This is a genomic window from Roseateles sp. GW821-FHT03B02, from assembly GCF_059421025.1.
The window spans coordinates 130,018-155,443 of the sequence record NZ_JBWKUV010000009.1 but is presented as its reverse complement, the minus strand read 5'-3'; the positions used below and the strand labels follow the sequence as shown (position 1 = coordinate 155,443).

Sequence of the window (25,426 nt, the reverse complement as noted above, 5' to 3'; positions counted from 1 at the left end):
GGAGGCCCGCGCAGCGGGCCGGGGGACACGAAGCATCAGGCTTGCCCGCCCTCCTGCGCCTACCACTGGACGCGCTGGCTGCGATCGCCACTGACAGATCATGACCTTCGACCCCACCGAACACTCCCACCGCCGCCGCAACCCGCTGACCGGCCAGTGGGTCCTCGTCTCGCCCCACCGCGCCAAGCGGCCCTGGCAGGGGCGGGAGGAGGCCGCCGCCGAGGTTGTGCTGCCTCGCCATGACCCGGCCTGCTACCTCTGCGCCGGCAACACCCGTGTCAACGGCCAGGTCAACCCGGATTACCGCGGCACCTTCGTCTTCACGAACGACCACGCTGCGCTGATGCCCGAGGTGCCCGAGGCGCCGGCTGGCGACACGCTGTTCCAGACCCAGGCCGCGCGCGGCACCAGCCGCGTCATCTGCTTCTCGCCAGACCACTCGCGCACCCTGCCGGAGCTGTCGCAGGCCGAGATCGTCGGCGTCGTCGACACCTGGTGCGCGCAGAGCGCGGAGCTCGGCCGTGACCATGCCTGGGTGCAGGTGTTCGAGAACAAGGGCGAGATCATGGGCTGCTCCCAGCCCCATCCGCACGGCCAGATCTGGGCCACCGGCTTCCTGCCCAACGAGGCCGCCACCGAAGATGCGCAGCAGCGCGCCTATTTCGCCGCCCAGGGCCGCCCGCTGCTGCTCGACGTGGCGGAGCGCGAGGCCGGTGGCGAGCGCGTGGTCGTGCAGAACGAGGACTGGCTGGCCCTCGTGCCCTTCTGGGCCACCTGGCCCTTCGAGATCCTGCTGCTGCCGCGCTTCGCCGTGCAGCGCCTGCCGCAGCTCACGCCCGCCCAGCGGGCCAGCCTCGCCGACGCCCTCAAGCGTCTGACCTCGCGCTACGACAACCTGTTCCGCTGTGCCTTCCCGTACTCGATGGGCTGGCACGGTGCGCCTTTCGACGCCAGCTATGCGCGCCCCTGGCAGCTGCACGCCCACTTCTACCCGCCGCTGCTGCGTTCGGCCACGGTGCGCAAATTCATGGTCGGCTTCGAGATGCTGGCCGAGGCCCAGCGCGACCTGACGCCCGAGCAGGCGGCCGAGCGGCTGCGTGCGGTCAGCGACGTCCACTACCGGGAGCCGGCATGACACCCCGCACACGCGCCGATGAGGCTTTCCGCGCTGCCTTCGGCGTCGAGCCCACGCTGCGCGTGCAGGCGCCGGGGCGGGTCAACCTGATCGGCGAGCACACCGACTACAACGACGGCTTCGTGCTGCCCTGCGCCATCGACTTCGGCACCCGCATCGCCGCGCGGCCGCGCAACGACGACCAGGTGCAGATCGTCGCGGCCGACTACGACGGCGCCATCGACCGCTTCCGCGTCGGCGCGGCCATTGCGCACCGCGAGGACGCGGCCTGGGCCAACTACGCGCGCGGCATGGTGCAGATGCTGGCCGCCCGCGGCCTGCCGCTGCGCGGCGCCGACCTCGCCGTGGCCGGCGACGTGCCGCAGGGGGCGGGGCTGTCCTCGTCGGCCTCGTTCGAGGTGGCCGTGGGCCAGGCTTTCAAGTCGCTGTACGGGCTGGAGCTCGATGCCACGACGCTGGCGCTGACGGCCCAGCGCGCCGAGAACGAGTTCGTCGGCTGCAACTGCGGCATCATGGATCAGCTCATCTCCGCTCGCGGCGAGGCCGGCCATGCGCTGCTGATCGACTGCCGCAGCCTGGCCGCCGTGCCGGTGCCGCTGCCGCCGGACCTCGCGGTCATGATCGTGCACTCGCGCGTCAAGCGCGGCCTGGTGGACAGCGAATACAACACCCGCCGCCGCCAGTGCGAGGCCGCCGCGCGGCACTACGGCGTGCCGGCGCTGCGCGACGTCGACCTGGAGCGGCTGGAAGCCGGCGCCGCGGGGCTGGACGAGGTGGTCTACCGCCGCGCGCGGCACATCGTCACCGAGAACGCCCGTACCGAGGCGGCGGCCCAGGCGCTGGCCGGCGGCGACCTGACGGCGCTGGGCCGGCTCATGGCGGCTTCGCATGCGTCCATGCGCGACGATTTCGAAATCACCGTGCCGGCCGTCGACCGGCTCGTCGAGATCCTGCAGCAGGCCATCGGCCCGCAGGGCGGGGCGCGCATGACCGGAGGCGGCTTCGGTGGTTGCGTGGTGGGCCTGATGCCGCGCGAGCGTGTCGACGCGGTGCGGGCGGCGGTCGAATCCGGCTACCGCGCGCCCGGTGGCGAGGCGCCGACCGTCTGGGTCTGCCGGGCCAGTGCCGGTGCCGGCGCGTGCTGACAGGCCCTCATCGGCGGCGCCGGCCTTGCAGGGCGAGATCGCTCGACGGCGGCGCATGTGGCCGCGGTCGCGGGTTGGTTTTCCCTGAGATGCAATCGATTGCAATCGGGCTGCCTTAAGCCCACAATCCGCCCAGGCGCCGGTCCACCCAATGGCTGGCGCGACGACAACGACAGGAGACAGCAATGCAATCGGTGCAGCCGGCGGACCGGGCCGTCCTCGTGCTTGGCGAGGCGCTGGTCGACCAGTTCAGCGACGGCGCCGTGCCGGGCGGCGCGCCCTTCAACGTGGCGCGGTCGCTGGCCTGGCTGGGGGCGCCGGTGCGTTTCGTCAGCCGCATCGGCGCCGACGACGCGGCCGGCCGGCTGCTGCTGGACAGTGCCAGCCGCTACGGCCTGGACACGGCCGGCCTGCAGCGCGACGCCAGCCACGCGACCGGCCGCGTCAGCGTGCATGAGCTGGCCGATGACGGCCACCGTTTCGAGATCCACGCCGATGCGGCCTGGGACCACATCGAGGCGCCGGGCGACGCGCGCGAGGGCGGCATCGTCTACTTCGGCACGCTGGCCCAGCGCAGCGCAACGTCGCGGGCCAGCCTGCGCGCTGCGGTCAAGCGCGGGCGCGGTCTGGCCTTCCTCGACCTGAACCTGCGCCCGGGGCTGGAACTTCGGGAACTGGCTGCCGAGTCGCTGATGCTGGCCGACTGGGTCAAGGTCAACGAGGACGAACTGGCCATGCTGCTGGACTGGTTCGCGCCCGAGGGCGTGGCGGCGCTGATGGGCCGCTTTGCGCTGCAGCGCCTAGTGCTGACGCGCGGCGCGGCAGGCTACGCGCTGCTGGGCCCCGCGGGGGACACGCTGGTGGCGGGGGAGGGCGTGGCCCTGCCGCGGCTGGTGGACACGGTGGGCGCCGGCGACGCCTTCACGGCCATGCTGCTGGCGGGCCTGGCGCTGCGGCGGCCGCTGGCCGTCACGCTGGGCCTGGCCAACCGCTATGCGGCGGCGATCTGCGGGCTGCGCGGGCCCCTGCCGGCCGACCCGACCGTGCTGCAACCCTGGCGCGAGGCCCTGCAGGCCCTGCGCACCGAGCCCGAGGAGGCCCTGGCATGAGCACACCGTTCTTCGACAAGCCGCGCCTGTCGGTCGGCCAGATCGTCAACATGAATGTCGGCTTCCTGGGCATCCAGTTCAGCTTCGGCCTGCAGCAGGCCAGCATGAGCCCGATCTACCAGATGCTCGGCGCCGAGGGCAAGGACCTGCCCTATCTCTGGCTGGCCGGCCCCATCACGGGCTTGCTGGTGCAGCCCGTGATCGGCGCGATGAGCGACCGCACCACCCACCGCATGGGCCGACGCACGCCGTACTTCCTGATCGGTGCTCTGCTCTGCTCCCTCGGCCTGCTGCTGATGCCGTTCAGCCCGACGCTGTGGTTCGCTGCCGGCCTGCTGTGGATCCTGGACGCGGCCAACAACGTGACGATGGAGCCCTACCGCGCCTACGTCAGCGACCGCCTGCGCGAGGAGCAGCATGCCAGCGGCTTCCTGACCCAGGCCTCCTTCACCGGCCTGGCCCAGACGCTGGCCTATCTGACGCCCAGCATCCTCGTCGGCCTGGGGATGAACAAGGACGCGCTGGGCGCCAACGGCATCCCGGTCGTCACGACGCTGGCCTTCATGGTGGGCGCGCTGCTCTCCTTCACGACGGTGTACTGGTCCATCCGCCGGGTGCCCGAGCTGCCGCTGCCGCCCGAGGAGGTGGCGCGCCTGCGCGCACTGCCGCGCGGGGTCGGGCCGGCGCTGACCGAAATCTGGCAGGCGCTGCGCGAGATGCCGCCGACGATGCGCCGGCTGTGGTGGATGGCGCTGTTCCAGTGGTACGGCATGGTCTGCTACTGGATCTACATCGTGCCGACGCTGGCGGCCACCATCTTCGGCACCGACGACGCCAAGAGCGCGGGCTTTCGCGACGCGGCCCTGCTGAACGGCCAGGTCGGCGGCTTCTACAACGTCATCGCCTTCGTCGCCGCCTTCGCGATGGTGCCGTTCACCAAGCGCCTGGGCGCGAAATGGGTGCACGCCTTCGCGCTCGCCTGTGCCGCTGCGGGCATGTGGTACCTGCCCGGCATCCACGACAAGGCCTGGCTCTTCCTGCCCATGGTGGGCATCGGCCTCGCCTGGGGTTCCATCATGGGCAACCCCTATGTGCTGCTGGCCGGCAGCATCCCGCCCGAGCGCGCCGGGGTCTACATGGGCATCTTCAACATGTTCATCGTCATCCCGATGCTCATCCAGTCCCTGACGCTGCCGCTGTTCTACGACGGCCTGCTCGGCGGCCGCCCCGAAAACGTGATTCGCCTGGCCGGCGTGCTGCTGGCCCTGGCCGCCCTGTGCGTGTTGCGCGTGAAAACCTCTGACTCCGACGCGAAATGAAGAACCAAGTCCAGCTCATCACCTATGTCGACCGCCTGGGCGGCCGGCGCGACGGCGCCGACCTGGTGCGGCTGAAGAACCTGCTCGGCCAGCCCGGCTCGCCGCTGGCCGGCGTGTTCGGCGGCGTGCACCTGCTGCCCTTCTTTCATGCCATCGACGGCGCCGACGCGGGCTTCGACCCCATCGACCACACCCAGGTCGACCCGCGCCTGGGCGGCTGGGGCGACATCAAGGCGCTGACCGACAGCCTGGACGTGATGGCTGACGTCATCGTCAACCACATGTCTGCCGAGTCGCCGCAGTTCCGCGACTACTCCGAGAAGGGCGAGGCGTCGGCCTACGCCGGCCTGTTCCTGACGCTTGACGCCGTCTTCCCCGACGGCGCCGGCGAGCGCGACCTGCTGGCCGTCTACCGCCCGCGCCCCGGTCTGCCGCTGACCTATGCCAGCTTGAAGAACGGCGAGCGCCGCATCCTCTGGACTACCTTCACCGCCGCGCAGATCGACATCGCCGTGCGCCACCCGCAGGGCCGGGCCTACCTCAGCGGCATCCTGCGCACCTTCGCCGCCAACGGCATCCGCATGGTGAGGCTGGATGCCGTCGGCTACGCCATCAAGAAGGCCGGCGCCAACTGCTTCATGATGCCGGAGACCTTCGACTTCATCGCCGAGTTCGCCAATGAGGCGCGGGCGCTGGGCATCGAAGTGCTGGTGGAAATCCACTCCTACTACCAGCGCCAGATCGAGATCGCCTCCCGGGTGGACTGGGTCTACGACTTCGCGCTGCCGCCGCTGGTGCTGCACGCCTTCAACTTCCACACCGCCACAGCCCTCAAGCGCTGGATCGCCGTCCGCCCGACCAATGCGCTGACCGTGCTCGACACCCACGACGGCATCGGCATCATCGACATCGGTGCCGACGCGGGCGACCGCGCCGGCCACCCCGGCCTGGTGCCGCCGCAGGAGCTCGATGAACTGGTCGAGCGCATCCATGCCGCGAGCAACGGCGAGAGCCGCAAGGCCACGGGTGCTGCCGCCAGCAACCTCGACCTCTACCAAGTCAACTGCACGTTCTTCGATGCGATGGGCCGCGACGAAACCGCCTATCTGCTGGCCCGCGCCATCCAGTTCTTCCTGCCCGGCGTGCCGCAGGTCTACTACGTGGGCCTGCTGGCCGGCCACAACGACATGGAACTGCTCGCGCGCAGCCAGGTCGGCCGCGACATCAACCGCCACTACTACGGCGAGGACGAGATCGCGCGCGACTGCGAGCGCCCGGTCGTGTGCCGCCTCATCGAGCTGATCCGGCTGCGCAACCGCCACCCGGCCTTTGGTGGCAGCTTCGAGCTGCTCGCCAGCGGCGACGAGGTGTTGCATCTGCGCTGGCAGCAGGCCGCAGACTGGGCGGAGCTGCGCGTCGACTTCGCCAGCCAGGCCCACGAGCTGAGCTTCAGCAGCGACGACGGCGACCGCGCCGGTTTCGCCTTCAGTTGAGCGTCAGCCTCGGGCCGCAGAATCCCCGGCAGTTCAAACCTGGGGAGACCCGAGCATGTGGAAGTTGATCGTGGGCTTCATCGCCTTTGCCGCGCTGGCGCTTTACATCCTGACCAAGAGCGGCGGCAACATCGACCTGAGTGGCGAGAAGCACGACGTGACCGGCGGACACGAGCCTGCCGCTTCGGCGGCCGCCTCGGCCGTCGTGGAGGCCGCTTCCGCCCCGGCCTCCGCCGCGTCTCAGTGAGTCGCTGACACCTCGCCGCCGGCGCGCTGCGGCGCAACCAGCGGCAGGCGCATCAGCATCTGGGTGCCCTGTCCGGGCGAGGACTTCACCTCGATCTGGCCGCCCAGCACGTTCGTCACGATGCTGTGCACGATGTGCATGCCCAGGCCCGAGCCGCCGGTGCCGAGCTTGGTCGTGAAGAAGGGGTCGAAGATGCGGCGCCGCACCAACTCGTCCATGCCGCGGCCGTCGTCGCTGACGCTGAGCTCGGCCTCGGTCTCGCTCAGCCGCGCGCAGTGCACGCGCACGCGCCCCTGTTCCAGCCCCTCGAAGCCGTGCAGCAGTGCGTTCATCAGCAGATTGGTCAGCACCTGGCCCAGCGCGCCGGGGTAGCTGTTCATCGCCAGTCCGCGGCAGAGCTCCGTGTCGATGACGAAGGGCGTGTGCTTGAAGCTGGGCTCCACCATGACCAGCACGTCCTCGACGACCTTGGCCAGGTCGAAGTCGCGCCGCAGGTCGGCCGTCTGGTCGATGGCGACCTGCTTGAAGTCGCGCACCAGGTCGGCGGCCTTCTGCACATTGCGCTGCAGGATGTCCTGGCCGCGCCGCGTGTCGCGTGCCAGTTCCTCCAGCGTGCTGCGACGCAGCTGCGCGGTGCCGCCCAGCATGGCTTCCAGTTGCCTGTAGCGGTCTTCCAGCGCCGACACGACGGTCAGCGCGTTGCCCAGCGGCGTGTTCAGCTCGTGGGCCACGCCGGCCACCAGCCGGCCCAGTGAGGCCAGCTTCTCCGATTCGACCAGCTCGCGCTGCGCCTTCTGCAGCGTGTCTAGCGCGTCGTACAGCTCCGCATTGCTGGCCGTCAGCTCGGCCGTGCGTTGGGCCACGGTCTCTTCCAGGTTGAGGTTGTGCTGGCGCAGCGCCTCGAAGGCCGACAGCAGGGCCTGGCGCATGCGCTCCATCGCCACGCCGACACGCGAGATTTCGTCGGCGCCGCCCACGTGCAGCGGTTGCTCCAGCCGGCCGGCGGCCAGCGCCTCGGCCGCGCCGGTCAGCTCCGTCATCGGGCGCAGCACATAGCGCTGCAGCACCCATAGCATCAGCACCAGCGACAGGGTCAGCGTCAGGCCGCTTCGCCAGACGGTGCGCCAGACCTCGGCCTGCTTGGCCTGCAGCAAGGGCGCTGCGCTCATTCGTACCGTCAGCTTGGCGATCTCGCGGCCGTCGCGCTGGATGGGGCGGGTCTGGGCCAGCACCAGGTCGTTGTCGGCCTGATCGCCCGGCCGCTGCTGCGACAGGAAGGGGGCCGACGACGCCGGCTCGATGACCTGCACCGACACGAAACGCGGGTCATCCATCTGCGCCTTGACCATGGGGTCGGCCAGGTCGGGCGACACCTGCCACACCGGTTCGGCCAGCGACAGGGCCATCACCTCGGTGGCGCGCGCCAGGTCGCGCCTGAGGTCCTCCATCGCCGTCTCGCGGGTCTTCTGGCCGTCGTAGAGCAGCACGGCCGTCGTCGGCAGCAGCAGGCCCAGCAGCAGCGCCAGCACGACCGCGAAGGTCAGCGAATTGCGCTGCCAGCCGAAGCGGTGTGCAGGCTTCTGGGGCGATGGGGCAGCGGACGATGGCAAAGAGCTTTCCGGCATGTGGGGCAGCGACTCGGGCGCAAAGGCCGCCAGAGTGTAGGCCGCGCGAAAGCGGTGGAAATGCGCATTCGGAGCCGCCCGAGCCCGGGTTTTTCCTGGGGCGAGGGGTCTGCTGGCCGCGGGGGGGCTGGCCTCACAATCCGCCGCCATCAACGCGCCCCTTGCGGCGCCCGGCCTGGAGAAAAACAGTGAAGCGTTGGGTTGGCCTGGCGGCATTGCTCGCTGCCTGCATCAGTACGAATGGCGCGTTCGCACAGAGCACGCTGCGCATCGGCATGGTGGCCGGTTTCACCGGGCCTGTGGCCGGCATCGTGCAGGAGAGCGCCGAAGGCGCGCGCCTGTACTTCGACGCCATCAACGCCCAGGGCGGCATCAAGGGCCAGAACATCGAGCTCGTCACCCAGGACGACAAGTACGACCCCGCGGCCGCCGTGGCTGCCGCCAAGTCCCTGGCCAGCCAGGGCGTGCTGGGCCTGATGCTGAGCCGTGGCACCGGCCCCACCGAGGCCATGCTGCCGGTGCTGAAGGAAAACAAGCTGCCGCTGATCGCCCCGGCCACCGGCGCCATCAGCCTGCGCGACCCCGTGCAGCCCTGGGTCTACCACCTGCGCGCCAGCTACCAGAAGGAGGCCGAGCGCGCGGTCAGGCACCTGGCCGGCATCGGCGTCAAGCGCATCACCATCGTGCAGGTCAACGACCCCTTCGGCAACGACGCCGGCAAGGGGGCCATCAAGGGCCTGGACGACATGAAGCTGCGTGCGCTGTCGCACCTGCGCTTCGATCGCAACAAGCCCGATCTCGCGCCGACCATGCAGGCCATCGCCAAGGCCGGCATCGAGGCCGTCGTGCTGATCGGGCCTTCGTACGCTGTCGTCGAGGGCGTCAACGCGCTGCGCGCGGCGGGCTCCACGGCCCACGTCGCGACGCTGTCCAACAACGCCTCCAGCGACTTCGTGAAGCAGCTCGGCGAGAACGCCCGAGGCGTCGTCGTGACGCAGCTCTTCCCCTACGAGCGGTCCACCGCCAACCCGCTGGTGCGCGAGGCGCTGGGGCTGGCCAAGGCCTCGGGCCGTTCCGAGCTGACGCCGGCCCAGCTGGAGGGCTTTGCGGCGGCCAAGCTGGTTGTCGAGACCATCAAGCGGGCCAACGGCAAGGACATCGGCCGAGAGGCCTTCACCAAGGCCCTGGACGGTGCTCGCATCGATCTCGGCGGCCTGCAGGTGCACTACAGCGACAAGGAACACAACGGGCTGGAGTTCACCGACGTGTCCATCGTCGGGCCCGATGGCAAGTTCTGGCGGTGACAGCCCACCCCCTGCCGGCTGCGCCGGCCCCGTGACGGGGGCGCTCTTGTCTGCCCGGCACAGCCGCATCAGCGAGAGCCGCGCGATGATGCAGCCCCGCGTTGCAGGTTGCGTAAGGAGGGTGTGATGGATCTTGGATTGAAGGGCCGCTGGGCCTTGGTTTGCGCCGCGAGCAAAGGTCTTGGTCGCGGCTGCGCACAGGCGCTGGCGGGGGAGGGGGCCAACGTCGTCATCACGGCGCGCGGCGAGGCAGACCTGCTCGCCACCGCGGCTGCCTTGCGTGCGCTGAACCCGGCCGTGGATGTGCGCGCAGTGGCGGGCGACATCACGACACCCGAAGGCCGTGCTGCAGCGCTGGCGGCCTGCCCGCAGGTCGACATCCTCGTCAACAACGCCGGCGGCCCGCCGCCCGGAGACTTCCGCGACTGGGGGCGCGAGCAGTGGATCGCGGCGCTGGACGCCAACATGCTGGCGCCCATCGAACTCATCAAGGCCACGGTGGACGCGATGGCGGCGCGCGGCTTCGGCCGCATCGTCAACATCACCTCGGGCGCCGTGAAGGCGCCCATCGACACGCTGGGCCTGTCCAACGGCGCGCGCTCGGGGCTGACCGGTTTCGTCGCCGGCGTGGCCCGCCAGCCGCGCCTGGCCGCAGCCAACGTGACGATCAACAACCTGCTGCCTGGCGCCTTCGACACTGACCGGCTGAAGAAGACGCTGGCCGCCGGCGCCGCCAAGGCCGGGCAGGCCGTCGAGGAGGTGGCCGCCCGGCGGCGCGCCGGCATCCCGGCGCAGCGCTTCGGCACGGCGGCGGAGTTCGGCGCCATCTGCGCCATGCTGTGCAGCGCGCAGGCGGGCTATCTGACCGGCCAGAACATCCTGCTCGACGGCGGCAGCTACCCGGGAACCTTCTGATGACCTGGCTCAAGCGCATCCTTGGCGGCCTGCTGCTGCTGGTCCTCCTTCTGGCGCTGGCGCTGTGGCTGACGCTGCGCGGCAGCCTCGCCCAGCTCGACGGCGAGCGCGCCGTGGCAACCCTGGGCGCGCCGGCCGAGCTGCAGCGCGATGCGCGTGGCTACCTGACGATCACGGCCGAGGACCGCCTCGACGCGGCCCGGGCGCTGGGCTTCGTGCACGCCCAGGAACGCTTCTTCCAAATGGACCTGATGCGCCGCAACGCGGCCGGCGAGCTGTCTGCCCTGGTCGGCGCCAAGGCCCTGCCGCTGGACGAGGCGCGTCGCCTGCATCGCTTCCGTCACCGTGCCGAGGCGGGTCTGGCGGCCCTGCCGGCCGACGAGCGCGCGCTGCTCGAGGCCTACGTCGGCGGCGTCAACGCCGGGCTGTCCGCCCTCGGCGCCCGCCCGCCCGAATACCTGCTGCTGCGCCAGCAGCCCCAGCCCTGGGGTCTGGCCGACAGCGTCCTCGTCGCCTACGGCATGTACCTGGACCTGCAGGGCGCCCAGGGCCGGGATGACGTTGCCACAGGCCTGCTGCACGACGCCGTGCCGGCCGACTGGTACGCCTTCCTGACCCAGCACAGCGCCGATTGGCAGGCCGCCATGGACGACAGCCGCGCGAGCGCGGTGTCGTTGCCGCCGGGCCCCTTGCCGGATGCCCTGCGTGCCACGAAGACCGCCTGCAGCGACTGCAGCCTGCGCGACGCGCGCGATCTCGGCAGCAACAACTTCGCCGTCGCGGCGGCGCATGGCGCGGACGGCCGTGCCATCGTTGCGGACGACATGCACCTGGGCCTGCGCGCGCCCGGCACCTGGTTCAAGGCGCGCATGCGGTGGAAGGACACCGCCGGCAGCCATGACGTGGCCGGCGTGACGCTGCCCGGCGCGCCGCTGCTCGTCGTCGGCAGCAATGGCCGCGTGGCCTGGGGCTTCACGAACACGACCTCCGACTGGGCCGACGTCGTCACGCTCAAGCTCAACGCCGCGGGCACGCATTACCTGGCAGGCGGCGCGGAGAAGCCGCTGCAGCGCGTCGTGGAGCGCATCGAGGTGGCGGGCGAGGCGGCGGTCGACCACGTCGTGCTGGAAAGCGAATGGGGGCCCGTCATGCCCCAGCAGGCACCGGCCGGCCAGGCTTATGCGCTGCGCTGGGTGGCGCATGACCGCGAGGGCATGAACCTGCGCCTGATGCACATGGAAACCGCGGCCAGCGTCGACGACGCCGTGCAGCTGGCGGCGGGGGCCGGCATGCCGGCGCAGAACCTCGTCGTCGCCGACGCCAGCGGGCGTATCGCCTGGACCGTCATCGGCGCCATGCCGCGCCGTGTCGGCCTGGGTGACGCCAGCGACATGGACCGCCCGCAGGACTGGAGCGATGGCCGCTCGCGCTGGCAGGGCTGGCTGCCGGCGGCCGAGCAGCCGCGCATCGTCGACCCCGCCGACGGCCGGCTGTGGACGGCCAACTCGCGCATGGTGGGCGGCGATGCGCTGAAGGCCCTGGGCAACGGCGGCTACGACCTCGGCGCTCGCGCCCAGCAGATCCGCGATGGCCTGCGCGCCCAGGACAAGTTCGACGAGGCCGGCCTGCACGCCCTCCAGCTCGACCACCGCGCGCTATTCCACCAGCGCTGGCGCAAGCTGCTGCTGGAGCAGGTGCTGACGCCGGACTTCGTCGCCGCCAACGGGCTGGCCGACTACCGGGCCGAGATCGAGAAGAGTGCTGGCGCCGCGCGGCCCGACGCCGTCGGCTACCTGCTGCTGCGCTCGTTCCGGTTGCAGGCCCTCAAGAGCCTGTTCGCGCCGCTGGCCGGCCTGCTGGAGGCGCAGGGGCTCAAGCTCGGCGACCTGAAGATGGTGCCCGAGACTCCCGGCTGGGCGCTGATCCAGGCCGCTCGCCCGGACACCCTGCCGGCGGCTTTCAAAAGCTGGCCCGAGCTGCTGCAGCGCGCCGTGCTGGACAGCCGCAGGGAGTTGCTCGACAAGTACGGCAGCCTGGCCGCCGCCACGTGGGGGGCTGACAACACGACCAGCATGCGCCACCCGCTGAGCGCCGCCCTGCCGCCGCTTGCCGGCTGGCTGGACCAGGCCTCGCAGGGCATGGCCGGCGACAGCCACATGCCGCGCGTGCACAACCACGGCCATGGCCAGAGCGAGCGCATGGTCGTCTCGCCCGGCCACGAGGAGCGTGGCATCCTCGTCATCCCTGGTGGCCAGAGTGGCCATCCGCTGTCGCCCTTCTACCGCGGTGACCATGCCGCCTGGCTGGCCGGCGAGCCCTTGCCCTTCCTGCCCGGCGAAACGATGCACCGGCTCGTGTTGCGACCCTGATCCGGGCGACACCGCCCGTGCGGGCTGAGGATGCCCGGCGCCCGGCGCGCTGGGCACAATCCAATATTCGCGAGTTTTCTGGAGGACCGCTGCGATGAACAAGACCCTGTATGCACTGCTGCTGGCCGGCCTGGCAACCTCGATGGCTGCCCGTGCCGACGAGGCGGATTCGACCGTCGAGAAATGTCAGAAGAAGCTGGGCGTGCTGGCCGTGGCCGAGCCGCAGAACGGCTGGAACCACCTGTCCCACTACGGCCTGGGCTCGCCGGCGTCGCTGCTGCGCATGATGGTGCAGCAGTCGGGCTGCTTCGACGTCGTCGAGCGCGGCCAGGCCATGCAGAACATCCAGCAGGAGCGCTCGTTGGCCGCGGCCGGCGAGATGCGCCAGGAGTCCAACATCGGCAAGGGCCAGATGCAGGCGGCCGACTTCGTCATGACGCCCAATGTGCAGGTCGGCGCCAACACCAGCGGCGGCCTGGGCGGTTTCCTGGGCGGCAAGTTGGGCATCGTCGGCGCCATTGCCGGCGGCCTGAAGTTCAAGGACGCCTCCACCAGCCTGCTGCTGGCCGACGTGCGCTCCAGCATCCAGGTGGCGGCGGCCGAGGGCAAGGCCAGCAAGACCGATTTCTCCATCGGCGGCTGGGGCTTCGGCGGCGGCGCCGTGGGCGGCCTGGGCGGCTACACCAGCACGGCCGAGGGCAAGCTCATCGCGGCCAGTTTCCTGGACAACTACAACAAGATCGTGCTGGCCATCCGCGACCAGGGCAGCCTGATCCGCACGGGCAGCGCCGCAGGCGATGCCAACGCCAGCGCTTCCACCCAGGCCGGGGCCCCGATCAACGCCGGCCAGATGATGGCTGCCAAGATCTCCAACGTGAAGGCCTATGCCGCGCCGTCGCGCGACAGCAAGGTCATCGCGACGCTGAACCGCAGCGACGAACTCGTCGCCACCGGCGAGGTCAAGGACGGCTTCGTCAAGGTGGACGCGGCCAACTTCAGCGGTTGGGTGCAGCGCACGCTGCTGATGCCCATCGGCCGTTGAGGTCGCCGATGGCCCGGTTTGCCCTCATCACCGGTGCCGGCTCCGGCATCGGCCGCGCCGTCGCCCGCGCGCTGGCCGCCGACGGCTGGACGCTGGCGCTGATGGGGCGCCGCGAGGCGGCGCTGCGCGAGACCTTGCCCGAGGCCCTGGCGCTGCCTGCCGACGTCTGCGACGAGGCCCAGGTGGACGCCGCCTTCGCCACGCTGCGGCAGCAGTTCGGCCGGCTGGACCTGCTGTTCAACAACGCCGGCATCTCGGCGCCACCCGTGCCCATCGACGAACTGACGGTGGCCCAGTGGCGCGCGGTGGTCGACACCAACCTGACCGGCAGCTTCCTCTGCGCCCGCGCGGCCTTCGGGCTGATGAAGACGCAGGCGCCGCGCGGCGGCCGCATCATCAACAACGGCTCCATCTCGGCGTACGCGCCACGACCGTTCTCGGCGCCCTATACGTCCACAAAGCACGCCATCACGGGCCTGACCAAGTCGCTGAGCCTGGACGGTCGCGCCTTCGACATCGCGGCCGGCCAGATCGACATCGGCAACGCCGCCACCGACATGACCGAGAAGATGGCACGCGGCGTGCCCCAGGCCAACGGCACGTTGGCGGTGGAGCCGCGCATGGACGTCGAGGACGTCGCCCGCGCCGTCGTCTACATGGCCGGCCTGCCGCTATCGGCTAATGTGCAGACCATGACGGTCATGGCGACGAGCATGCCTTTTGTCGGGCGGGGCTGAGCGGGTTCAGAATCCAACCCATGCGCCTGTTCCGTTCGCTGCTTCGTCTGCTGATGCTCGCCGCCGGTGCCCTCATCGGGCTCGGCCTGTTCCTCGTGGCCGTGCTGGTCTTCGTCGCCTTCCTGCTGGTCAGCCTGCTGACCGGGCGCAAGCCCGATCTGCAGTTCCGGGTCAACAAAAACCCCTGGGCGAGCCGGACGCAGCCGGCGGGCGATGTCGTGGACGTCGAGGCCCGTGAGGTCCAGGACGCCGTGCCGCTGCCGTTGCGCGCGCCCGAGCGGCGTTGACGCGCCTTACTTGAGCTCCACCGGCCCGTACCAAGTGTGGGCCGAGGCGCGGCTGTTGTCGCTGTCGGTCATCACGGCCATCGAGGTCAGCGGGCCCGGTGCTTCGCCGAATGCCAGGCGGAAGTCGGCGGCCAGGTCGCGGCGGTGGTCGCGCCAGCGGCGCAACTCGGCCGGTCCCGAGTCGACGACGATCTTGCGGATGCGGTCGCTGCGCGGGTTGATGACGACCGTGCCGACAGGCAGCTTGCTGTCCCAGACGTACATCAGCGTGGCGTAGGGCGGGACCTCGCCCGTCAGCGCCTGGGCGAGCTCGAATTTCATGCGCGTGCGCAGCGGCAGGCTGTCGATGTCGCCGCCGAAGCCGAAGATGACGCGGGCGACCGCGTCTTCATGGTCGACGTCCGACACATTGGCGCCCGGGATGAGGCCTTGTACCCACCAGGAGAAGTCGACCTCGCCGACGCTGGCCACGGCCGGCTCCAGGCGCTTGCGCCAGATGCTGGCCGAGCGCTCGGAGGTGGCTTCCAGCGCGGGGCGGCCGTCCTTCTCGGTCCAGTTGTAGCGCGTGGGTGCCTTGCCCGGCAGGGTGAGGGGCTGCCAGCCCTGCGCGGTGGGCGGAGGCGGCGTGACGGTAGCTGCGCAGCCAGCTAGCAGGGCCGGTGCGCAGAGGCAGAGAAAACGGCGAATCACCATGTCTTGCGTTGAAGCTCTTCGAGGATCTCGCCATATATGCGGTAGCGGCTGGCGCTGATCAAGCCCCCGTCCACTGCCGTGCGCACGCCGCAGCCCGGTTCGTGAATATGTGAACAGTTGTGGAAGCGGCAGTCGGCGTGTTCGCGCAGGTCGGGCATGTAGCGCCACAGGTCTGCCGCCTCGATCTGGCGCAGGCCAAATTCCTGAAAGCCGGGCGAATCGATCAGCGCCGTCGTGCGGCTGTCGTCGGTCCAGTACCACTGCGTTGTCGTCGTCGTGTGGCGGCCTGAGTTCAGGGCCTGCGAGATCTCGCCGACCTGGGCCTGGGCGTCCTTCACCAGCAGGTTGATCAGCGTGCTCTTGCCCGTGCCGCTGGGGCCGAGGACGAAGGTGCGCTGGCCGGCCAGCCAGGTGGCCAGCGTGGCGCGCGAGCCGTCGCGGTCGGCCTTGAGCGCCACCTCGAACATCGTCAGCCCCATCGCCCGGTAGGGCGCGAGCCGCTCGCGCGCGTCCGCCGTGCCGGGCAGGTCGGTCTTGTTCAGCGCGATGGCCATGCGGATGCCGGCCGACTCGGCGGCGATCAGCGAGCGGGCGAGCTGCGACTCGCTGAACACCGGCTCGACGGCAACCAGCACGAGGAGCTGGTCGAGGTTGGCCGCGAAGCTCTTGGTCTTCCACTCGTCCTGGCGGAACAGCAGGTTGCGCCGCGGCTCCACGGCCTCGATGACGCCCTCGTCGCCGGACTCGGCGAAGCGCACCTGGTCGCCGACGACGGCGTCGCTCTTCTTGCCGCGCGGATGGCAGACGAAGCGGTGGCCGTCGGCGTCCTCGACGATGTAGTGGCGGCCATGGCCGCGCACGACCAGTCCCAGGTCCAGCGCCTGGAACTTGCTCATTCAGCCGACGCTTCGGGCAAGGCGCTCACTTGTGCTGCGCAGATGGCGTCGTTCAGCGTCAGCCCGCCGCGCGAATGCGTCGTCCAGCTGACCGTGCAGGCGTTGTAGCCGACCAGCATCTCTGGATGATGGTCCTGGGCGTGAGCGATCTCGGCGACGGCGTCGACGAAGGCCATGGTCTGGTAGAAGTTGTCGAAGCCGAAGCGCCGGCCGATGACCTTGTGCTCGGCATCGGGCAGCCAGCCGGGCAGGCCGGCGAGCACGCGGCCGCGCGTGTCGGCGTCCATCAACGGGGCCTTGGGGTCACATTGGGCGAGCAGGAGGTCTGTCATGCGAGTCCCTCGTCTGTCGAGTAAGCCGGCCGATTCCCCGAGGGGATGCCGGGCCGGCCAGGGGCGGCCCGTCGCTCGGCCCGGTACTGAGGTGACCAATGCAGTTTCATGTGGCGAGCGCGGCCAGCCTCTCGGCGGCCGGTGGGTGGGAGTAGTAGAAGCGGGCGTACACCGGGTCGGGCGTCAGCGTGCCGGCGTTGTCCTCGTGCAGCTTCAGCAGGGCCGAGGAGAGATCCTGGCCGCTCGCCTGGGCGCGGGCATAGGCGTCGGCCTGGAACTCGTCGCGGCGCGAGAAGTGGCTGGCCAGCGGCGTGACGAAGAAGCCGAACACCGGGCCGGCCAGCAGGAACAGCATCAGCGCCAGCGCGTCATTGGGTGCGCTCAGCGAGGGCTGCACGCCCAGGCCCAGGTAGAAGGCCGGCTGCTGCGCCAGCCAGCCCAGCAGCGCGAAGCCGGCCAGGCTCAGCGTGAACATCAGCACGATGCGCTTGGTGATGTGCCGGTGCTTGAAGTGCCCCAGCTCGTGGGCCAGCACGGCCTCCACCTCGGCGCCGTTGAGCTTGGCCAGCAGGGTATCGAAGAAGACGACGCGCTTGGCCGGCCCGAAGCCGCTGAAATAGGCGTTGCCATGCGCCGAGCGCCGGCTGCCGTCCATGACGAACAGTCCCTTGGCCGCAAAGCCGCAACGCGCCATCAACTGCTCGACGCGGGCCTTCAGCGCCACGTCGGTCAGCGGCTCGAACTTGTTGAACAGCGGCGCGATGACGCTTGGGTAGATGACCATCAGAGCCAAGTTGAAGCCCATCCACGCGCCCCAGGCCCACAGCCACCAGCGCGGGCCGGCGGCGCCCATAAGCCACAGGATCAGCGCCACGATGGGAAGGCCCAGCAGCGCGCCCAGGAGCACACCCTTGAGCATGTCGGCGACGAAGAGCTTGAGCGTCGTGCGGTTGAAGCCAAAGGCCTGCTCGATCCGGAAGGTGGACCACAGCTCCCAGGGCAGGTCCAGCAGTGAGCCGATCAGCACGAAGGCGGCCACGAGGCCGAGCTGGTAGCCCATGGGCTGCCAGCTTTCGGGCAGGGCGCGGCTCGCCTCCAGCACCCAGCCGTTCAGCAGGTTCAGCCCGCCCAGCAGCGTCCAGCCCAGCAGCACGGCCGAGCTGAAGGCCAGGGCCAGCAGGCCGAAGCGGGCGCGGGCGACCGTGTAGTCGGCGGCTTTCTGGTGGGCCGGCAGCGTCACGTTGCCGGCAAATGCCGCCGGCACCTGGCCGCGGTGGGCGGCGACATGGCGGATCTGGCGCGAGGACAGCCAGAATTTGATGAGGGTGGAGACCGCGAGCGCGACGGCGAACGCGAGGGACAACAGCGTGGGGGACATGGCTCGAATTTTAGGCTGCGAGAATTCGGCATCCTCTGCAGAGACCTGCCATGTCCGACACCCTTGCCCCCAGCGAAAACAACCTGATCTGGATCGACCTTGAAATGACAGGGCTGTATCCCGACACCGACCGCATCATCGAGATCGCCGTCGTCGTCACCGATGCCAACCTCGACAAGCGCGTGGAAGGCCCCGTCTTCGCCGTGCACCAGAGCGACGCGACGCTGGACGCGATGGATGCCTGGAACAAGGGCACGCACGGCAAGAGCGGCCTCATCGACCGCGTCAAGGCCTCCACCGTCTCCGAGGCCGACGCCGCCGCGCAGACCATTGCCTTCCTGAAAGCTTATGTGCCCAAGGGCAAGAGCCCGATGTGCGGCAACAGCATCTGCCAGGACCGCCGTTTCCTCGCCAACTACATGCCGGAGCTGGAGAGCTTCTTCCACTACCGCAACCTCGACGTGTCCACGCTGAAGGAACTGGCCAAGCGCTGGAAGCCGGCCGCACTGGAGGGCTTCAAGAAGGCCCAGGCGCACACGGCGCTGGCGGACATTCACGAGTCCATCGACGAATTGGTGCACTACCGGACGACCTTCCTGGCGCTTTGATCCAAGCGGCCTTCGACTTTCCCCGACATCCGCTGGCCCGCGAGGACGGCGAGCGTGTCCGCGGCTGCTGGCGCACGCCGCCGGCGCGCTGGTTGAGAGCGGTGCGGCTGGAGGATGTGGGCGGCGTCATCGCCGAGGCGGAGACCGCGGCACGGGCCGGGGCCTGGGTGCTGGGCGGCCTGCGCTACGAGGCCGCCGCGGCGTTCGACAAGGCCTTGGTCACGCATGCAGCGGACGCGCCGCTGGCCGAATTCGCCGTCTACGACGACGAACCCGACCCTTGGCCGGAGCTGCCGCCCGCCTGCAGCGGCTTGCTCGGCTGGTGCGATTGCGGGGCCGAAGCCACCGGCGCCATCGAGCGCATCCGCAGCTACATCCGGGATGGCGACTGCTACCAGGTCAACCTGACGACGCGGCTGCGCGCCGCGGCGGGCTCGCTGGACCCCGGACAGCTCTTTCTTGCCCTGCATGCCAGCCAGCCTGGCGGCTTCAGCCTGTTCCTGCGCGAGGCCGGTGCAGCCAGCGTGTCGCCCGAGCTGTTCTTCGACTGGCGCCCCGTGCCCGGCGCCAAGGCCAGTTGGCTGCTGGCCGCCCAGCCCATGAAGGGCACGGCGCCGCGCGGCCGTGACCGCGTGGAGGACGAGGCGGCCCAGCAGTACCTGCGCACCAGCGAGAAGGAGCGGGCCGAGAACCTGATGATCGTGGACCTGCTGCGCAACGACCTCAGCCGCATCGCCCAGCTGGGCACGGTGCGCGTGCCGCGGCTGTTCGAGCTGCATGCCCTGCCGACGGTCTGGCAGATGACATCCACCGTCACTGCCGTCGGCCGCGGCGGGCTGACGCTGTCCGGCGCCTTCGCGGCGCTCTTCCCCTGCGGCTCCGTGACCGGCGCACCCAAGATCCGAGCCATGCAGATCATCCGCGAGCTGGAATCCTCGCCGCGCGGCTGGTACTGCGGTGCCCTGGGCCTGATCCAGCCGGGTGGCGTCGCCACTTTCAACGTGCCCATCCGCACCGTCGAGTTCCACGGCGAGGCCTTGACCTGCGGCATCGGCAGCGCCATCACGCTGGACAGCGAGCCTGCCGCCGAGATTGCCGAATGGCGGGCCAAGTCACGCTTCCTGGCCCGTGCGGAGGCTCCCGTCGAGGCGTTGGAGACACTGCGGCTGGAGAACGGCATCGCCGTCCGTGGCGAGGCCCACCTTGCCCGCATGCAGCGTACCGCGCGGCACTTCGGGCTTCGCTTTTCGCTCGCCGACGCGCGCGCTCTTCTCAAGGCGATTGCCGAGGGCAACGCACAGGGCAGCTGGCGGCTGCGCCTGACCTGCGACGCCGACGGCCGCTTCTCGCACACGCTGGCCGCCTTCGCGCCGACCGCCGAGCCCGTGCGCCTCGCCCTGGCCGACCGCGCCATGCCGACGCTCGGGCCGCGCGCCGAATACCTGGCGCACAAGACGACGCGCCGCGAGCTCTACGCCTTCGACAAGCCTGCCGACGCCTTCGACCTCATCCTCTGGAACGAGGCCGGCGAACTGACCGAATGCAGCTTCGGCAACCTGGCGCTGCAGATCGACGGTCAATGGCTGACTCCGCCCTTGGCCGCGGGCCTGCTGCCCGGCGTGCTGCGCGCCGAGCTGCTGGCGCAGGGGCGCATCCGCGAGGCCCGGCTCACGCGTGACGACTTGGCCCGCGCCTCGGGCCTGGCCTTCTTCAACAGCCTGCGGGGCTGGCTGACTGCCACGCTGGCGTAGCGCCCGCATCGGCGCCATCGCGTCCTCGTCCGGCAGTTTCTCGGCGCAGGCCGACCGGAATTTGGTGAAAACCCTGATCCCGTGCTAGACTAGCAGCTTCGCTCGGTTGACCCCGAGCTTCGTACGTCTCCTCTGACCTCGTTCGGCCCGCAGTTCTTGCGGCATCTCGAACACCCCTCGTGGATCGGTCGGCGGCGATGAAGCCGTCGCTTTGACTGTTCCCCCGTGCCGCACCCGGCGTTGCCCCATGAAGTGATTCAGGCAACCCGAGCCGCCCGACACGAGCTTTCTCCCAGCGACTTTGACTGCTGAACGGCACGAGCTGTTCGGCGCCCGCATGCCCGCTCGAACAGCGGCAGGGACGGGCTTTTGACTGAAAGAACGACATGAGTTTCGAGAACCTGGGCCTGAGCGACGTGGTCCTGAAGGCCGTGAAAGATTCCGGCTACGAGAACGCCACCGACGTGCAGGCGCAAGCCATTCCTGCGGCCATCGCGAACAAGGACCTGATGGTCTCGTCGCGCACCGGCTCGGGCAAGACGGCCGCCTTCATCCTGCCCGCGCTGGAGAAGATCCTCGCCGCCCGCGGCGACAACACCAAGCGCCGCGAGAAGGGCGTCATCTACGGCCCCAAGATCCTGGTGCTGGCCCCCACCCGTGAGCTGGCCATGCAGGTCAGCAAGGCCGCGCAGACCTACGGCCGCTTCATCCCGGGCCTGAAGGTCGCGACCGTGCTGGGCGGCATGCCCTACCCGCTGCAGATCCGTCAGCTGACCGGTCCGCTGGACATCCTCATCGCCACCCCGGGCCGCCTGATCGACCACATCAACTCGGGCAAGTGCGTGCTGAGCAATGTGGAAATGCTGGTGCTCGACGAAGCCGACCGCATGCTGGACATGGGCTTCATCGACGACATCAACATGATCGCCAGCAACACGCCGGCCGAGCGCCAGACCGTGATGTTCAGCGCCACCTTTGCTGGCCACGTGGGCCGCCTGGCGCAGCAGCTGCTGAAGGACCCGCAGCGCATCGAGGTGGCCTCGCACACCGACACGCACGAGAACATCGAGCAGCGCCTGCACTGGGCCGACAACCCCCACCACAAGGACCAGCTGCTGGAAGCCATCCTGGCCCAGCCCGAGCTGGACCAGGCCGTCGTCTTCACCAGCACCCAGCGCGACGCTGACTGGCTGGCCGAGCGCCTGGCCGAGATCGGCCATGCCGTGGCCCCGCTGCACGGTGCCATGCCCCAGGGCAAGCGCAACCGCGTGCTGATGGGCCTGCGCCGGGGTGACCTGAAGGTGCTGGTGGCCACCGACGTCGCTGCCCGCGGCATCGACGTGCCGACCATCAGCCACGTCATCAACTACGGCCTGCCGATGAAGGCCGAGGACTATGTGCACCGCATCGGCCGCACCGGCCGCGCCGGCCGCCAGGGCCTGGCGATCACGCTGGGCCTGCGCGACGACGTGTCCATGATCCGCCGCATCCAGCAGTTCACGACGCAGACGATTCCCGTGAGCCACATCGCCGGCCTGGAGCCCAAGACGCAGGAGCCGCGCATCTTCCCGCCGCGCCCGGCAGGCAGCTTCGACGACCGCGGCCCGCGCGGCCACTTCGGCGGTGGCCGCCCCGGCTTCGGCAACAAGCCCTTCCGCCGTGAAGAAGGTGGCCGTCCGCATCACGGCGGCGGCAAGCCCTTCGGCGATCGCGGCTTCCAGCCGCGCCACGAGGGCTTCCAGCCGCGTGGTGGCGACGACCGTGGCTTTGCGCCGCGTGAAGACCGCGGCTTCCAGCCCCGTGACGATCGCGGCTTTGCCCCGCGCGCCGACCGTGGCTTCCAGCCGCGCGACGAGCGCAGCTTCGCCCCCCGCGGCGAAGACCGTGGTTTCGCGCAGCGTGGCGGTGACGAGCGCGGCTTCGCCCCGCGCGGCGACCGTCCCTTCCACGGTGGTGGCAAGCCGGCCTTCGGTGGCAAGCCCAGCTTCGGTGGCGGCGGTGATCGCCCGTCCTTCGGCCGGGAAGAGCGCCCCGCCTTCGGCGGTGAGCGTCGCGGTCCCGGCGGCCCGCGCAAGGGCGGTTTCGGCCGCTGAAGCCCCGGCAGGCCGTATCGGCCTGCCCAGGAAAGCAACAAAGCCCTGCAGGCGTTCACGGCCTGCAGGGCTTTTTCGTTGCTGCGGTCAGTAGCCGGCCGTGAAGCGCTGGCGCCGGTGTTGGGGCGCCTCCAGCTCGTTCACGATGGCTGCGGCCAGGTCGGCGACCGTGATGCGGCTCTCGCCCTTGGCATCGAACACCGGTTCTTCGCCGCCCAGCCGGAACTGGCCGGTGCGCTCGCCCGGCTCCAGGTGCATGGCCGGCGACACGAAGGTCCAGTCCAGGGAGGTCTGGTCGGCGCGCAACCGGTTCAGCGCCTCGCGGGCAGCCAGCGCCCCTTGCTTCCACTCGGCCGGGAAGGCCGGCGAGTCGACGAGCTGCTGGCCCGGCGCGATGTAGAGGCTGCCCGCGCCGCCCACGACGATCAGGCGCATGCCGGCCTCGCGCGCCGCCGCGGCAATGGCGTCGCTGCCGCGCAGGAAGTCGTCATGCAGATGGGGGTTGCTCCAGCCGGCATTGAAGGCGCTGACGACGGCGTCCACGCCCTGGAGTTCGGCCGCGAGGTTGGCTCCGTTCAGCACGTCTACCGCACGCGCTTCAAGCCCCTGGCGGGCGGCCAGCCTGGCCGTGTCGCGTTGCAGCGCGCGCACTTGGTGGCCGCGGCTCAGCAGTTCTTCCAGCAAGGCCTTGCCGACAAAGCCGGTGGCGCCGATCAGGGCGATGTTCATGGGGTTCTCCATCTGTCGAGTTGCGATGGCGCTATTGTTTTCGCTTCACAATCTGTCGATAAGACGGGTTGAATTGCCAGAACTGTTTAGAAAAACTTCATGCTCGACCAGCTCAAGCGGATGGCCGTCCTGGCCAGCGTTGTGCGCCACGGCAGCTTTGCCGCGGCGGCGCGCCAGTTGCGCACCAGCACCTCGGCCGTCAGCCAGCAGGTGAGGGCGCTGGAGAAGGACATGGGCGTCACGCTGCTGCACCGCTCCACGCGCAAGCTCAGCCTGACGCCGGCCGGCGAGCGCTTTCACGCGGGCTGCGCGGCCATGGTGGCCGCCGCCGAGGCGGCCCAGGCCCAGCTCGCCCAGCTGCGCGATGCGCCCGAGGGCGAGCTGCGCATCGCGATGACGGTGGGCTTCGGCCGCCGGCTCGGGCCTGCGCTGGCGCCGCTGCTGGCGAACCACCCGGCGCTGCGCCTGCATCTGCAGGTGGAAGATGGCTTCACCGACCTCGTCGTGCACCGCATCGACCTCGCCATCCGCTTCGGACGTCTGCCCGACAGCCAGTGGGTCGCTCAGCGCATCGGCAGCGTCCACACCAGCCTCTACGCCGCGCCGGCCTACCTCGCGCAGCGCGGTGTGCCTGCCACGCTGGACGCGCTGCTCGCCGCCGACTGGCTGATGCTGCAGGACGGCACTGACCAGGCCCGCCGCCTGCCCGGCACGGAGCTCAGCGTGCAGCCGCGCTTCACCAGCAACAACCAGCTGACGCTGCAGCAGCTCTGCGAAGCGGGCCTGGGGCTGGCGCCGCTGGGCGACGAGGACGTGGCCGAAGCCGTTGCCGCCGGTCGCCTGCTGCGTCTGCACACCGAGTTTGCGCTGCCGGAGCTGCCCATCTGGGCCATGACGCCGCAGCGCGACGCCCAGCCCGCCAAGGTGCGCCATGCCATCGCGGCGCTGAAGGCGCATCTGACGGAGGCGGCATGAAGGGCACCCTGACGCAATGGGACGACGCCAAGGGCTATGGCTTCATCACGCCCGACGGTGGCGGGCCGCGGCTGTTCGTGCACATCAGGGCCTTCGGCCTGCGGCCTCACCGGCCCTTCGTCGGCGAGCGGCTGAGCTACCGCGAAGGCGCGGACGCCCAGGGCAAGCGTCGCGCACAGGATGTGCAGAGCCTGGCGCCCCGCACCGCGCCGGTGGCGTCCCAGGCCCGCGACGGCGGTCTCGTGCTGCTGCTGATCCCGGCCTTCGCCGGCTTCGTGTTGGCCGTGCACCTGCGGTGGGGCGTGCCCAACTGGTTCTGGGGCGCCTACTCGGCCATGAGCACGGCCACCTTCATCGTCTATTGGCTGGACAAGCGCGCGGCGCTGCGTGGGGATTGGCGCGTCGCCGAGGGCACGCTGCACGCGTTGTCGCTGGCCTGCGGCTGGCCAGGCGCCCTGCTGGCCCGTCAGCTGCTTCGGCACAAGAGCGCCAAGCCGGCGTTCCGCCGCGTCTACTGGCTGACGGTCGCCGTCAATATCGCGGCCTTCGTCGCGCTCTTCACACCGCTGTTCAGAAGCTGAACTCGCCCAGGCCTTCGATGCCCAGGCGACCGCGGGCCGCGCCGTCGAGCGCGTGCAGGCCGCCCCAGGCGCCGGTCGTCACGACGGTGCCGGCCTTGACTGCACGGCCATGGCGTGTCACGTGCGCCCGCCAGGCCGGCAGCACGCCGGCCGGCTCGGCCAGCGAGTGGCCGCCGCGGCGAACGATGTCGGCCTGGCCGGGCAGGGTCAGGCGCCATTCGAGCCGGGCCCAATCCAGCGCGCGCCAGGGCTGCCAGGGGCCCAGCAGCAAGCCGGCGTTGGACTGGTGATCGGCCATGCGCAGCAGGGCCGGCGCGTCCAGCCCTTCCTCCCAGCGGGAGGCGACCAGCTCGACGGCGATGCACATCGCCTCGGGCGTGCCGTCGGCGCCGACGCGCAGCGCCACCTCGGCTTCCACGCCCAGCAGCGCCGTGCCCGCCACGGGGTTCACCGGCGAATGGCTGAACGGCCCCTGCCGGCCGGCGCCGCCGGACTTCCAGCGGTCCAGCGGCCAGCCCAGCGCTGCGGCGACGCCCTCCTGCACGGCATAGGCATCGGCCTCGTCGCGCACGGTGCCCTCCCAGCCGGCGGCGTTCAGGCGCGTGCCCTGGCGGTGGCAGGCGGTGAGGGCTTCGACGAGGGCTTGGGTCATGGCGGCTCCGG

The 25,426-nt window shown here is 70.4% G+C and carries 24 protein-coding genes; 17 read left to right on the top strand and 7 right to left on the bottom strand.

Annotation, left to right across the window (positions count from 1 at the left end; genetic code table 11):
- The first annotated feature begins 100 nt into the window (after nt 1-100).
- From AC07VX_RS21975 to AC07VX_RS21950, 6 genes are all read left to right on the top strand, one after another.
- The gene (locus AC07VX_RS21975; protein WP_493167172.1) at nt 101-1,135 is read left to right on the top strand and encodes a UDP-glucose--hexose-1-phosphate uridylyltransferase; all 1,035 of its coding nucleotides are present in this window, start codon (nt 101-103) and stop codon (nt 1,133-1,135) included.
- Nucleotides 1,132-2,280 (top strand): galactokinase, encoded by a 1,149-nt coding sequence (gene galK, locus AC07VX_RS21970; RefSeq protein WP_493167171.1) that lies wholly within the window; start codon nt 1,132-1,134, stop codon nt 2,278-2,280. The genes AC07VX_RS21975 and galK overlap by 4 nt, the downstream gene beginning before the upstream one ends.
- A gap of 185 nt (nt 2,281-2,465) precedes the next feature.
- Nucleotides 2,466-3,389, top strand: coding sequence for a carbohydrate kinase family protein (locus tag AC07VX_RS21965; RefSeq protein WP_493167170.1), 924 nt, complete (start codon nt 2,466-2,468; stop codon nt 3,387-3,389).
- On the top strand, nt 3,386-4,708 hold the full coding sequence (locus AC07VX_RS21960; protein WP_493167169.1) for an MFS transporter: 1,323 nt from the start codon (nt 3,386-3,388) through the stop codon (nt 4,706-4,708). Before AC07VX_RS21965 ends, AC07VX_RS21960 begins: the two co-directional genes overlap by 4 nt.
- Nucleotides 4,705-6,201 (top strand): sucrose phosphorylase, encoded by a 1,497-nt coding sequence (gtfA, locus tag AC07VX_RS21955; protein WP_493167168.1) that lies wholly within the window; start codon nt 4,705-4,707, stop codon nt 6,199-6,201. The genes AC07VX_RS21960 and gtfA overlap by 4 nt, the downstream gene beginning before the upstream one ends.
- Nucleotides 6,202-6,256: 55 nt before the next feature.
- Nucleotides 6,257-6,448, top strand: a complete 192-nt coding sequence (locus tag AC07VX_RS21950; RefSeq protein WP_493167167.1) for a hypothetical protein — start codon at nt 6,257-6,259, stop codon at nt 6,446-6,448.
- Here the strand turns inward: AC07VX_RS21950 and AC07VX_RS21945 are convergent.
- Nucleotides 6,442-8,058 (bottom strand): sensor histidine kinase, encoded by a 1,617-nt coding sequence (locus AC07VX_RS21945; RefSeq protein WP_493167166.1) that lies wholly within the window; start codon nt 8,056-8,058, stop codon nt 6,442-6,444. The genes AC07VX_RS21950 and AC07VX_RS21945 overlap by 7 nt on opposite strands.
- A 203-nt stretch (nt 8,059-8,261) precedes the next feature.
- Between AC07VX_RS21945 and AC07VX_RS21940 the strand changes: the two genes are divergently transcribed.
- From AC07VX_RS21940 to AC07VX_RS21915, 6 genes are all read left to right on the top strand, one after another.
- Nucleotides 8,262-9,377 carry an ABC transporter substrate-binding protein gene (locus AC07VX_RS21940; protein ID WP_493167165.1) on the top strand — a complete coding sequence of 372 codons (1,116 nt, stop codon included), beginning with the start codon at nt 8,262-8,264 and terminating at the stop codon, nt 9,375-9,377.
- Nucleotides 9,378-9,503: 126 nt separating this feature from the next.
- Nucleotides 9,504-10,292: an SDR family oxidoreductase gene (locus AC07VX_RS21935; RefSeq protein ID WP_493167164.1), complete on the top strand. Its 789-nt coding sequence runs from the start codon at nt 9,504-9,506 to the stop codon at nt 10,290-10,292.
- Complete coding sequence (locus AC07VX_RS21930) at nt 10,292-12,661, top strand: penicillin acylase family protein (RefSeq protein ID WP_493167163.1); 2,370 nt, start codon at nt 10,292-10,294, stop codon at nt 12,659-12,661. The genes AC07VX_RS21935 and AC07VX_RS21930 overlap by 1 nt, the downstream gene beginning before the upstream one ends.
- Nucleotides 12,662-12,755: 94 nt before the next feature.
- Nucleotides 12,756-13,703: a CsgG/HfaB family protein gene (locus tag AC07VX_RS21925; protein WP_493167162.1), complete on the top strand. Its 948-nt coding sequence runs from the start codon at nt 12,756-12,758 to the stop codon at nt 13,701-13,703.
- An 8-nt stretch (nt 13,704-13,711) separates the two neighbouring features.
- Nucleotides 13,712-14,440: an SDR family oxidoreductase gene (locus AC07VX_RS21920; protein WP_493167161.1), complete on the top strand. Its 729-nt coding sequence runs from the start codon at nt 13,712-13,714 to the stop codon at nt 14,438-14,440.
- Between the two features lie 20 nt (nt 14,441-14,460).
- Complete coding sequence (locus tag AC07VX_RS21915; RefSeq protein WP_493167160.1) at nt 14,461-14,727, top strand: hypothetical protein; 267 nt, start codon at nt 14,461-14,463, stop codon at nt 14,725-14,727.
- Between the two features lie 6 nt (nt 14,728-14,733).
- On the opposite strand, the gene AC07VX_RS21910 is transcribed toward AC07VX_RS21915, so the two are convergent.
- The 4 genes from AC07VX_RS21910 to AC07VX_RS21895 all read right to left on the bottom strand — a co-directional run bounded on the left by AC07VX_RS21910 (nt 14,734) and on the right by AC07VX_RS21895 (nt 18,026).
- On the bottom strand, nt 14,734-15,420 hold the full coding sequence (locus tag AC07VX_RS21910; RefSeq protein ID WP_493167159.1) for a DUF3047 domain-containing protein: 687 nt from the start codon (nt 15,418-15,420) through the stop codon (nt 14,734-14,736).
- Nucleotides 15,414-16,316 (bottom strand): ribosome small subunit-dependent GTPase A, encoded by a 903-nt coding sequence (rsgA, locus tag AC07VX_RS21905; RefSeq protein ID WP_493167158.1) that lies wholly within the window; start codon nt 16,314-16,316, stop codon nt 15,414-15,416. Before rsgA ends, AC07VX_RS21910 begins: the two co-directional genes overlap by 7 nt.
- A complete protein-coding gene (locus AC07VX_RS21900; RefSeq protein ID WP_493167157.1) occupies nt 16,313-16,648 on the bottom strand; it encodes a 4a-hydroxytetrahydrobiopterin dehydratase in 336 nt (111 codons plus the stop codon). Before AC07VX_RS21900 ends, rsgA begins: the two co-directional genes overlap by 4 nt.
- 106 nt (nt 16,649-16,754) lie before the next feature.
- Nucleotides 16,755-18,026: a M48 family metallopeptidase gene (locus tag AC07VX_RS21895; RefSeq protein ID WP_493167156.1), complete on the bottom strand. Its 1,272-nt coding sequence runs from the start codon at nt 18,024-18,026 to the stop codon at nt 16,755-16,757.
- 50 nt (nt 18,027-18,076) lie between these two features.
- On the opposite strand from AC07VX_RS21895, the gene orn reads away from it, so the two are divergent.
- The 3 genes from orn (at nt 18,077) to AC07VX_RS21880 (ending at nt 22,478) form a co-directional block, all read left to right on the top strand.
- Nucleotides 18,077-18,634: an oligoribonuclease gene (gene orn / locus AC07VX_RS21890; protein ID WP_493167155.1), complete on the top strand. Its 558-nt coding sequence runs from the start codon at nt 18,077-18,079 to the stop codon at nt 18,632-18,634.
- Nucleotides 18,631-20,385, top strand: coding sequence for a chorismate-binding protein (locus tag AC07VX_RS21885; protein ID WP_493167154.1), 1,755 nt, complete (start codon nt 18,631-18,633; stop codon nt 20,383-20,385). The genes orn and AC07VX_RS21885 overlap by 4 nt, the downstream gene beginning before the upstream one ends.
- A gap of 386 nt (nt 20,386-20,771) precedes the next feature.
- Nucleotides 20,772-22,478, top strand: a complete 1,707-nt coding sequence (locus AC07VX_RS21880) for a DEAD/DEAH box helicase (protein ID WP_493167153.1) — start codon at nt 20,772-20,774, stop codon at nt 22,476-22,478.
- Nucleotides 22,479-22,565: 87 nt separating this feature from the next.
- Here AC07VX_RS21880 and AC07VX_RS21875 read toward each other — a convergent pair whose 3' ends face one another.
- Nucleotides 22,566-23,207 (bottom strand): NAD(P)-dependent oxidoreductase, encoded by a 642-nt coding sequence (locus AC07VX_RS21875; RefSeq protein ID WP_493167152.1) that lies wholly within the window; start codon nt 23,205-23,207, stop codon nt 22,566-22,568.
- A gap of 99 nt (nt 23,208-23,306) precedes the next feature.
- Here AC07VX_RS21875 and AC07VX_RS21870 point away from each other — a divergent pair, with 99 nt between their 5' ends.
- Together AC07VX_RS21870 and AC07VX_RS21865 are read left to right on the top strand one after the other, a co-directional pair.
- A complete protein-coding gene (locus AC07VX_RS21870; RefSeq protein ID WP_493167151.1) occupies nt 23,307-24,182 on the top strand; it encodes a LysR family transcriptional regulator in 876 nt (291 codons plus the stop codon).
- On the top strand, nt 24,179-24,763 hold the full coding sequence (locus tag AC07VX_RS21865) for a DUF1294 domain-containing protein (RefSeq protein ID WP_493167150.1): 585 nt from the start codon (nt 24,179-24,181) through the stop codon (nt 24,761-24,763). The genes AC07VX_RS21870 and AC07VX_RS21865 overlap by 4 nt, the downstream gene beginning before the upstream one ends.
- Here AC07VX_RS21865 and AC07VX_RS21860 read toward each other — a convergent pair.
- Nucleotides 24,753-25,415: a 2-keto-4-pentenoate hydratase gene (locus AC07VX_RS21860; RefSeq protein ID WP_493167149.1), complete on the bottom strand. Its 663-nt coding sequence runs from the start codon at nt 25,413-25,415 to the stop codon at nt 24,753-24,755. The genes AC07VX_RS21865 and AC07VX_RS21860 overlap by 11 nt on opposite strands.
- Between the last annotated feature and the right edge of the window lie 11 nt (nt 25,416-25,426).

Coding starts and splice junctions, on each gene's coding strand:
- AC07VX_RS21975 (WP_493167172.1), top strand. CDS start 101: ATGACCTTCGACCCCACCGAACACTCCCACCGCCGCCGCAACCCGCTG.
- galK (WP_493167171.1), top strand. CDS start 1,132: ATGACACCCCGCACACGCGCCGATGAGGCTTTCCGCGCTGCCTTCGGC.
- AC07VX_RS21965 (WP_493167170.1), top strand. CDS start 2,466: ATGCAATCGGTGCAGCCGGCGGACCGGGCCGTCCTCGTGCTTGGCGAG.
- AC07VX_RS21960 (WP_493167169.1), top strand. CDS start 3,386: ATGAGCACACCGTTCTTCGACAAGCCGCGCCTGTCGGTCGGCCAGATC.
- gtfA (WP_493167168.1), top strand. CDS start 4,705: ATGAAGAACCAAGTCCAGCTCATCACCTATGTCGACCGCCTGGGCGGC.
- AC07VX_RS21950 (WP_493167167.1), top strand. CDS start 6,257: ATGTGGAAGTTGATCGTGGGCTTCATCGCCTTTGCCGCGCTGGCGCTT.
- AC07VX_RS21935 (WP_493167164.1), top strand. CDS start 9,504: ATGGATCTTGGATTGAAGGGCCGCTGGGCCTTGGTTTGCGCCGCGAGC.
- AC07VX_RS21930 (WP_493167163.1), top strand. CDS start 10,292: ATGACCTGGCTCAAGCGCATCCTTGGCGGCCTGCTGCTGCTGGTCCTC.
- AC07VX_RS21925 (WP_493167162.1), top strand. CDS start 12,756: ATGAACAAGACCCTGTATGCACTGCTGCTGGCCGGCCTGGCAACCTCG.
- AC07VX_RS21920 (WP_493167161.1), top strand. CDS start 13,712: ATGGCCCGGTTTGCCCTCATCACCGGTGCCGGCTCCGGCATCGGCCGC.
- AC07VX_RS21915 (WP_493167160.1), top strand. CDS start 14,461: ATGCGCCTGTTCCGTTCGCTGCTTCGTCTGCTGATGCTCGCCGCCGGT.
- AC07VX_RS21910 (WP_493167159.1), bottom strand. CDS start 15,420: ATGGTGATTCGCCGTTTTCTCTGCCTCTGCGCACCGGCCCTGCTAGCT.
- rsgA (WP_493167158.1), bottom strand. CDS start 16,316: ATGAGCAAGTTCCAGGCGCTGGACCTGGGACTGGTCGTGCGCGGCCAT.
- AC07VX_RS21900 (WP_493167157.1), bottom strand. CDS start 16,648: ATGACAGACCTCCTGCTCGCCCAATGTGACCCCAAGGCCCCGTTGATG.
- AC07VX_RS21895 (WP_493167156.1), bottom strand. CDS start 18,026: ATGTCCCCCACGCTGTTGTCCCTCGCGTTCGCCGTCGCGCTCGCGGTC.
- orn (WP_493167155.1), top strand. CDS start 18,077: ATGTCCGACACCCTTGCCCCCAGCGAAAACAACCTGATCTGGATCGAC.
- AC07VX_RS21880 (WP_493167153.1), top strand. CDS start 20,772: ATGAGTTTCGAGAACCTGGGCCTGAGCGACGTGGTCCTGAAGGCCGTG.
- AC07VX_RS21875 (WP_493167152.1), bottom strand. CDS start 23,207: ATGAACATCGCCCTGATCGGCGCCACCGGCTTTGTCGGCAAGGCCTTG.
- AC07VX_RS21870 (WP_493167151.1), top strand. CDS start 23,307: ATGCTCGACCAGCTCAAGCGGATGGCCGTCCTGGCCAGCGTTGTGCGC.
- AC07VX_RS21865 (WP_493167150.1), top strand. CDS start 24,179: ATGAAGGGCACCCTGACGCAATGGGACGACGCCAAGGGCTATGGCTTC.
- AC07VX_RS21860 (WP_493167149.1), bottom strand. CDS start 25,415: ATGACCCAAGCCCTCGTCGAAGCCCTCACCGCCTGCCACCGCCAGGGC.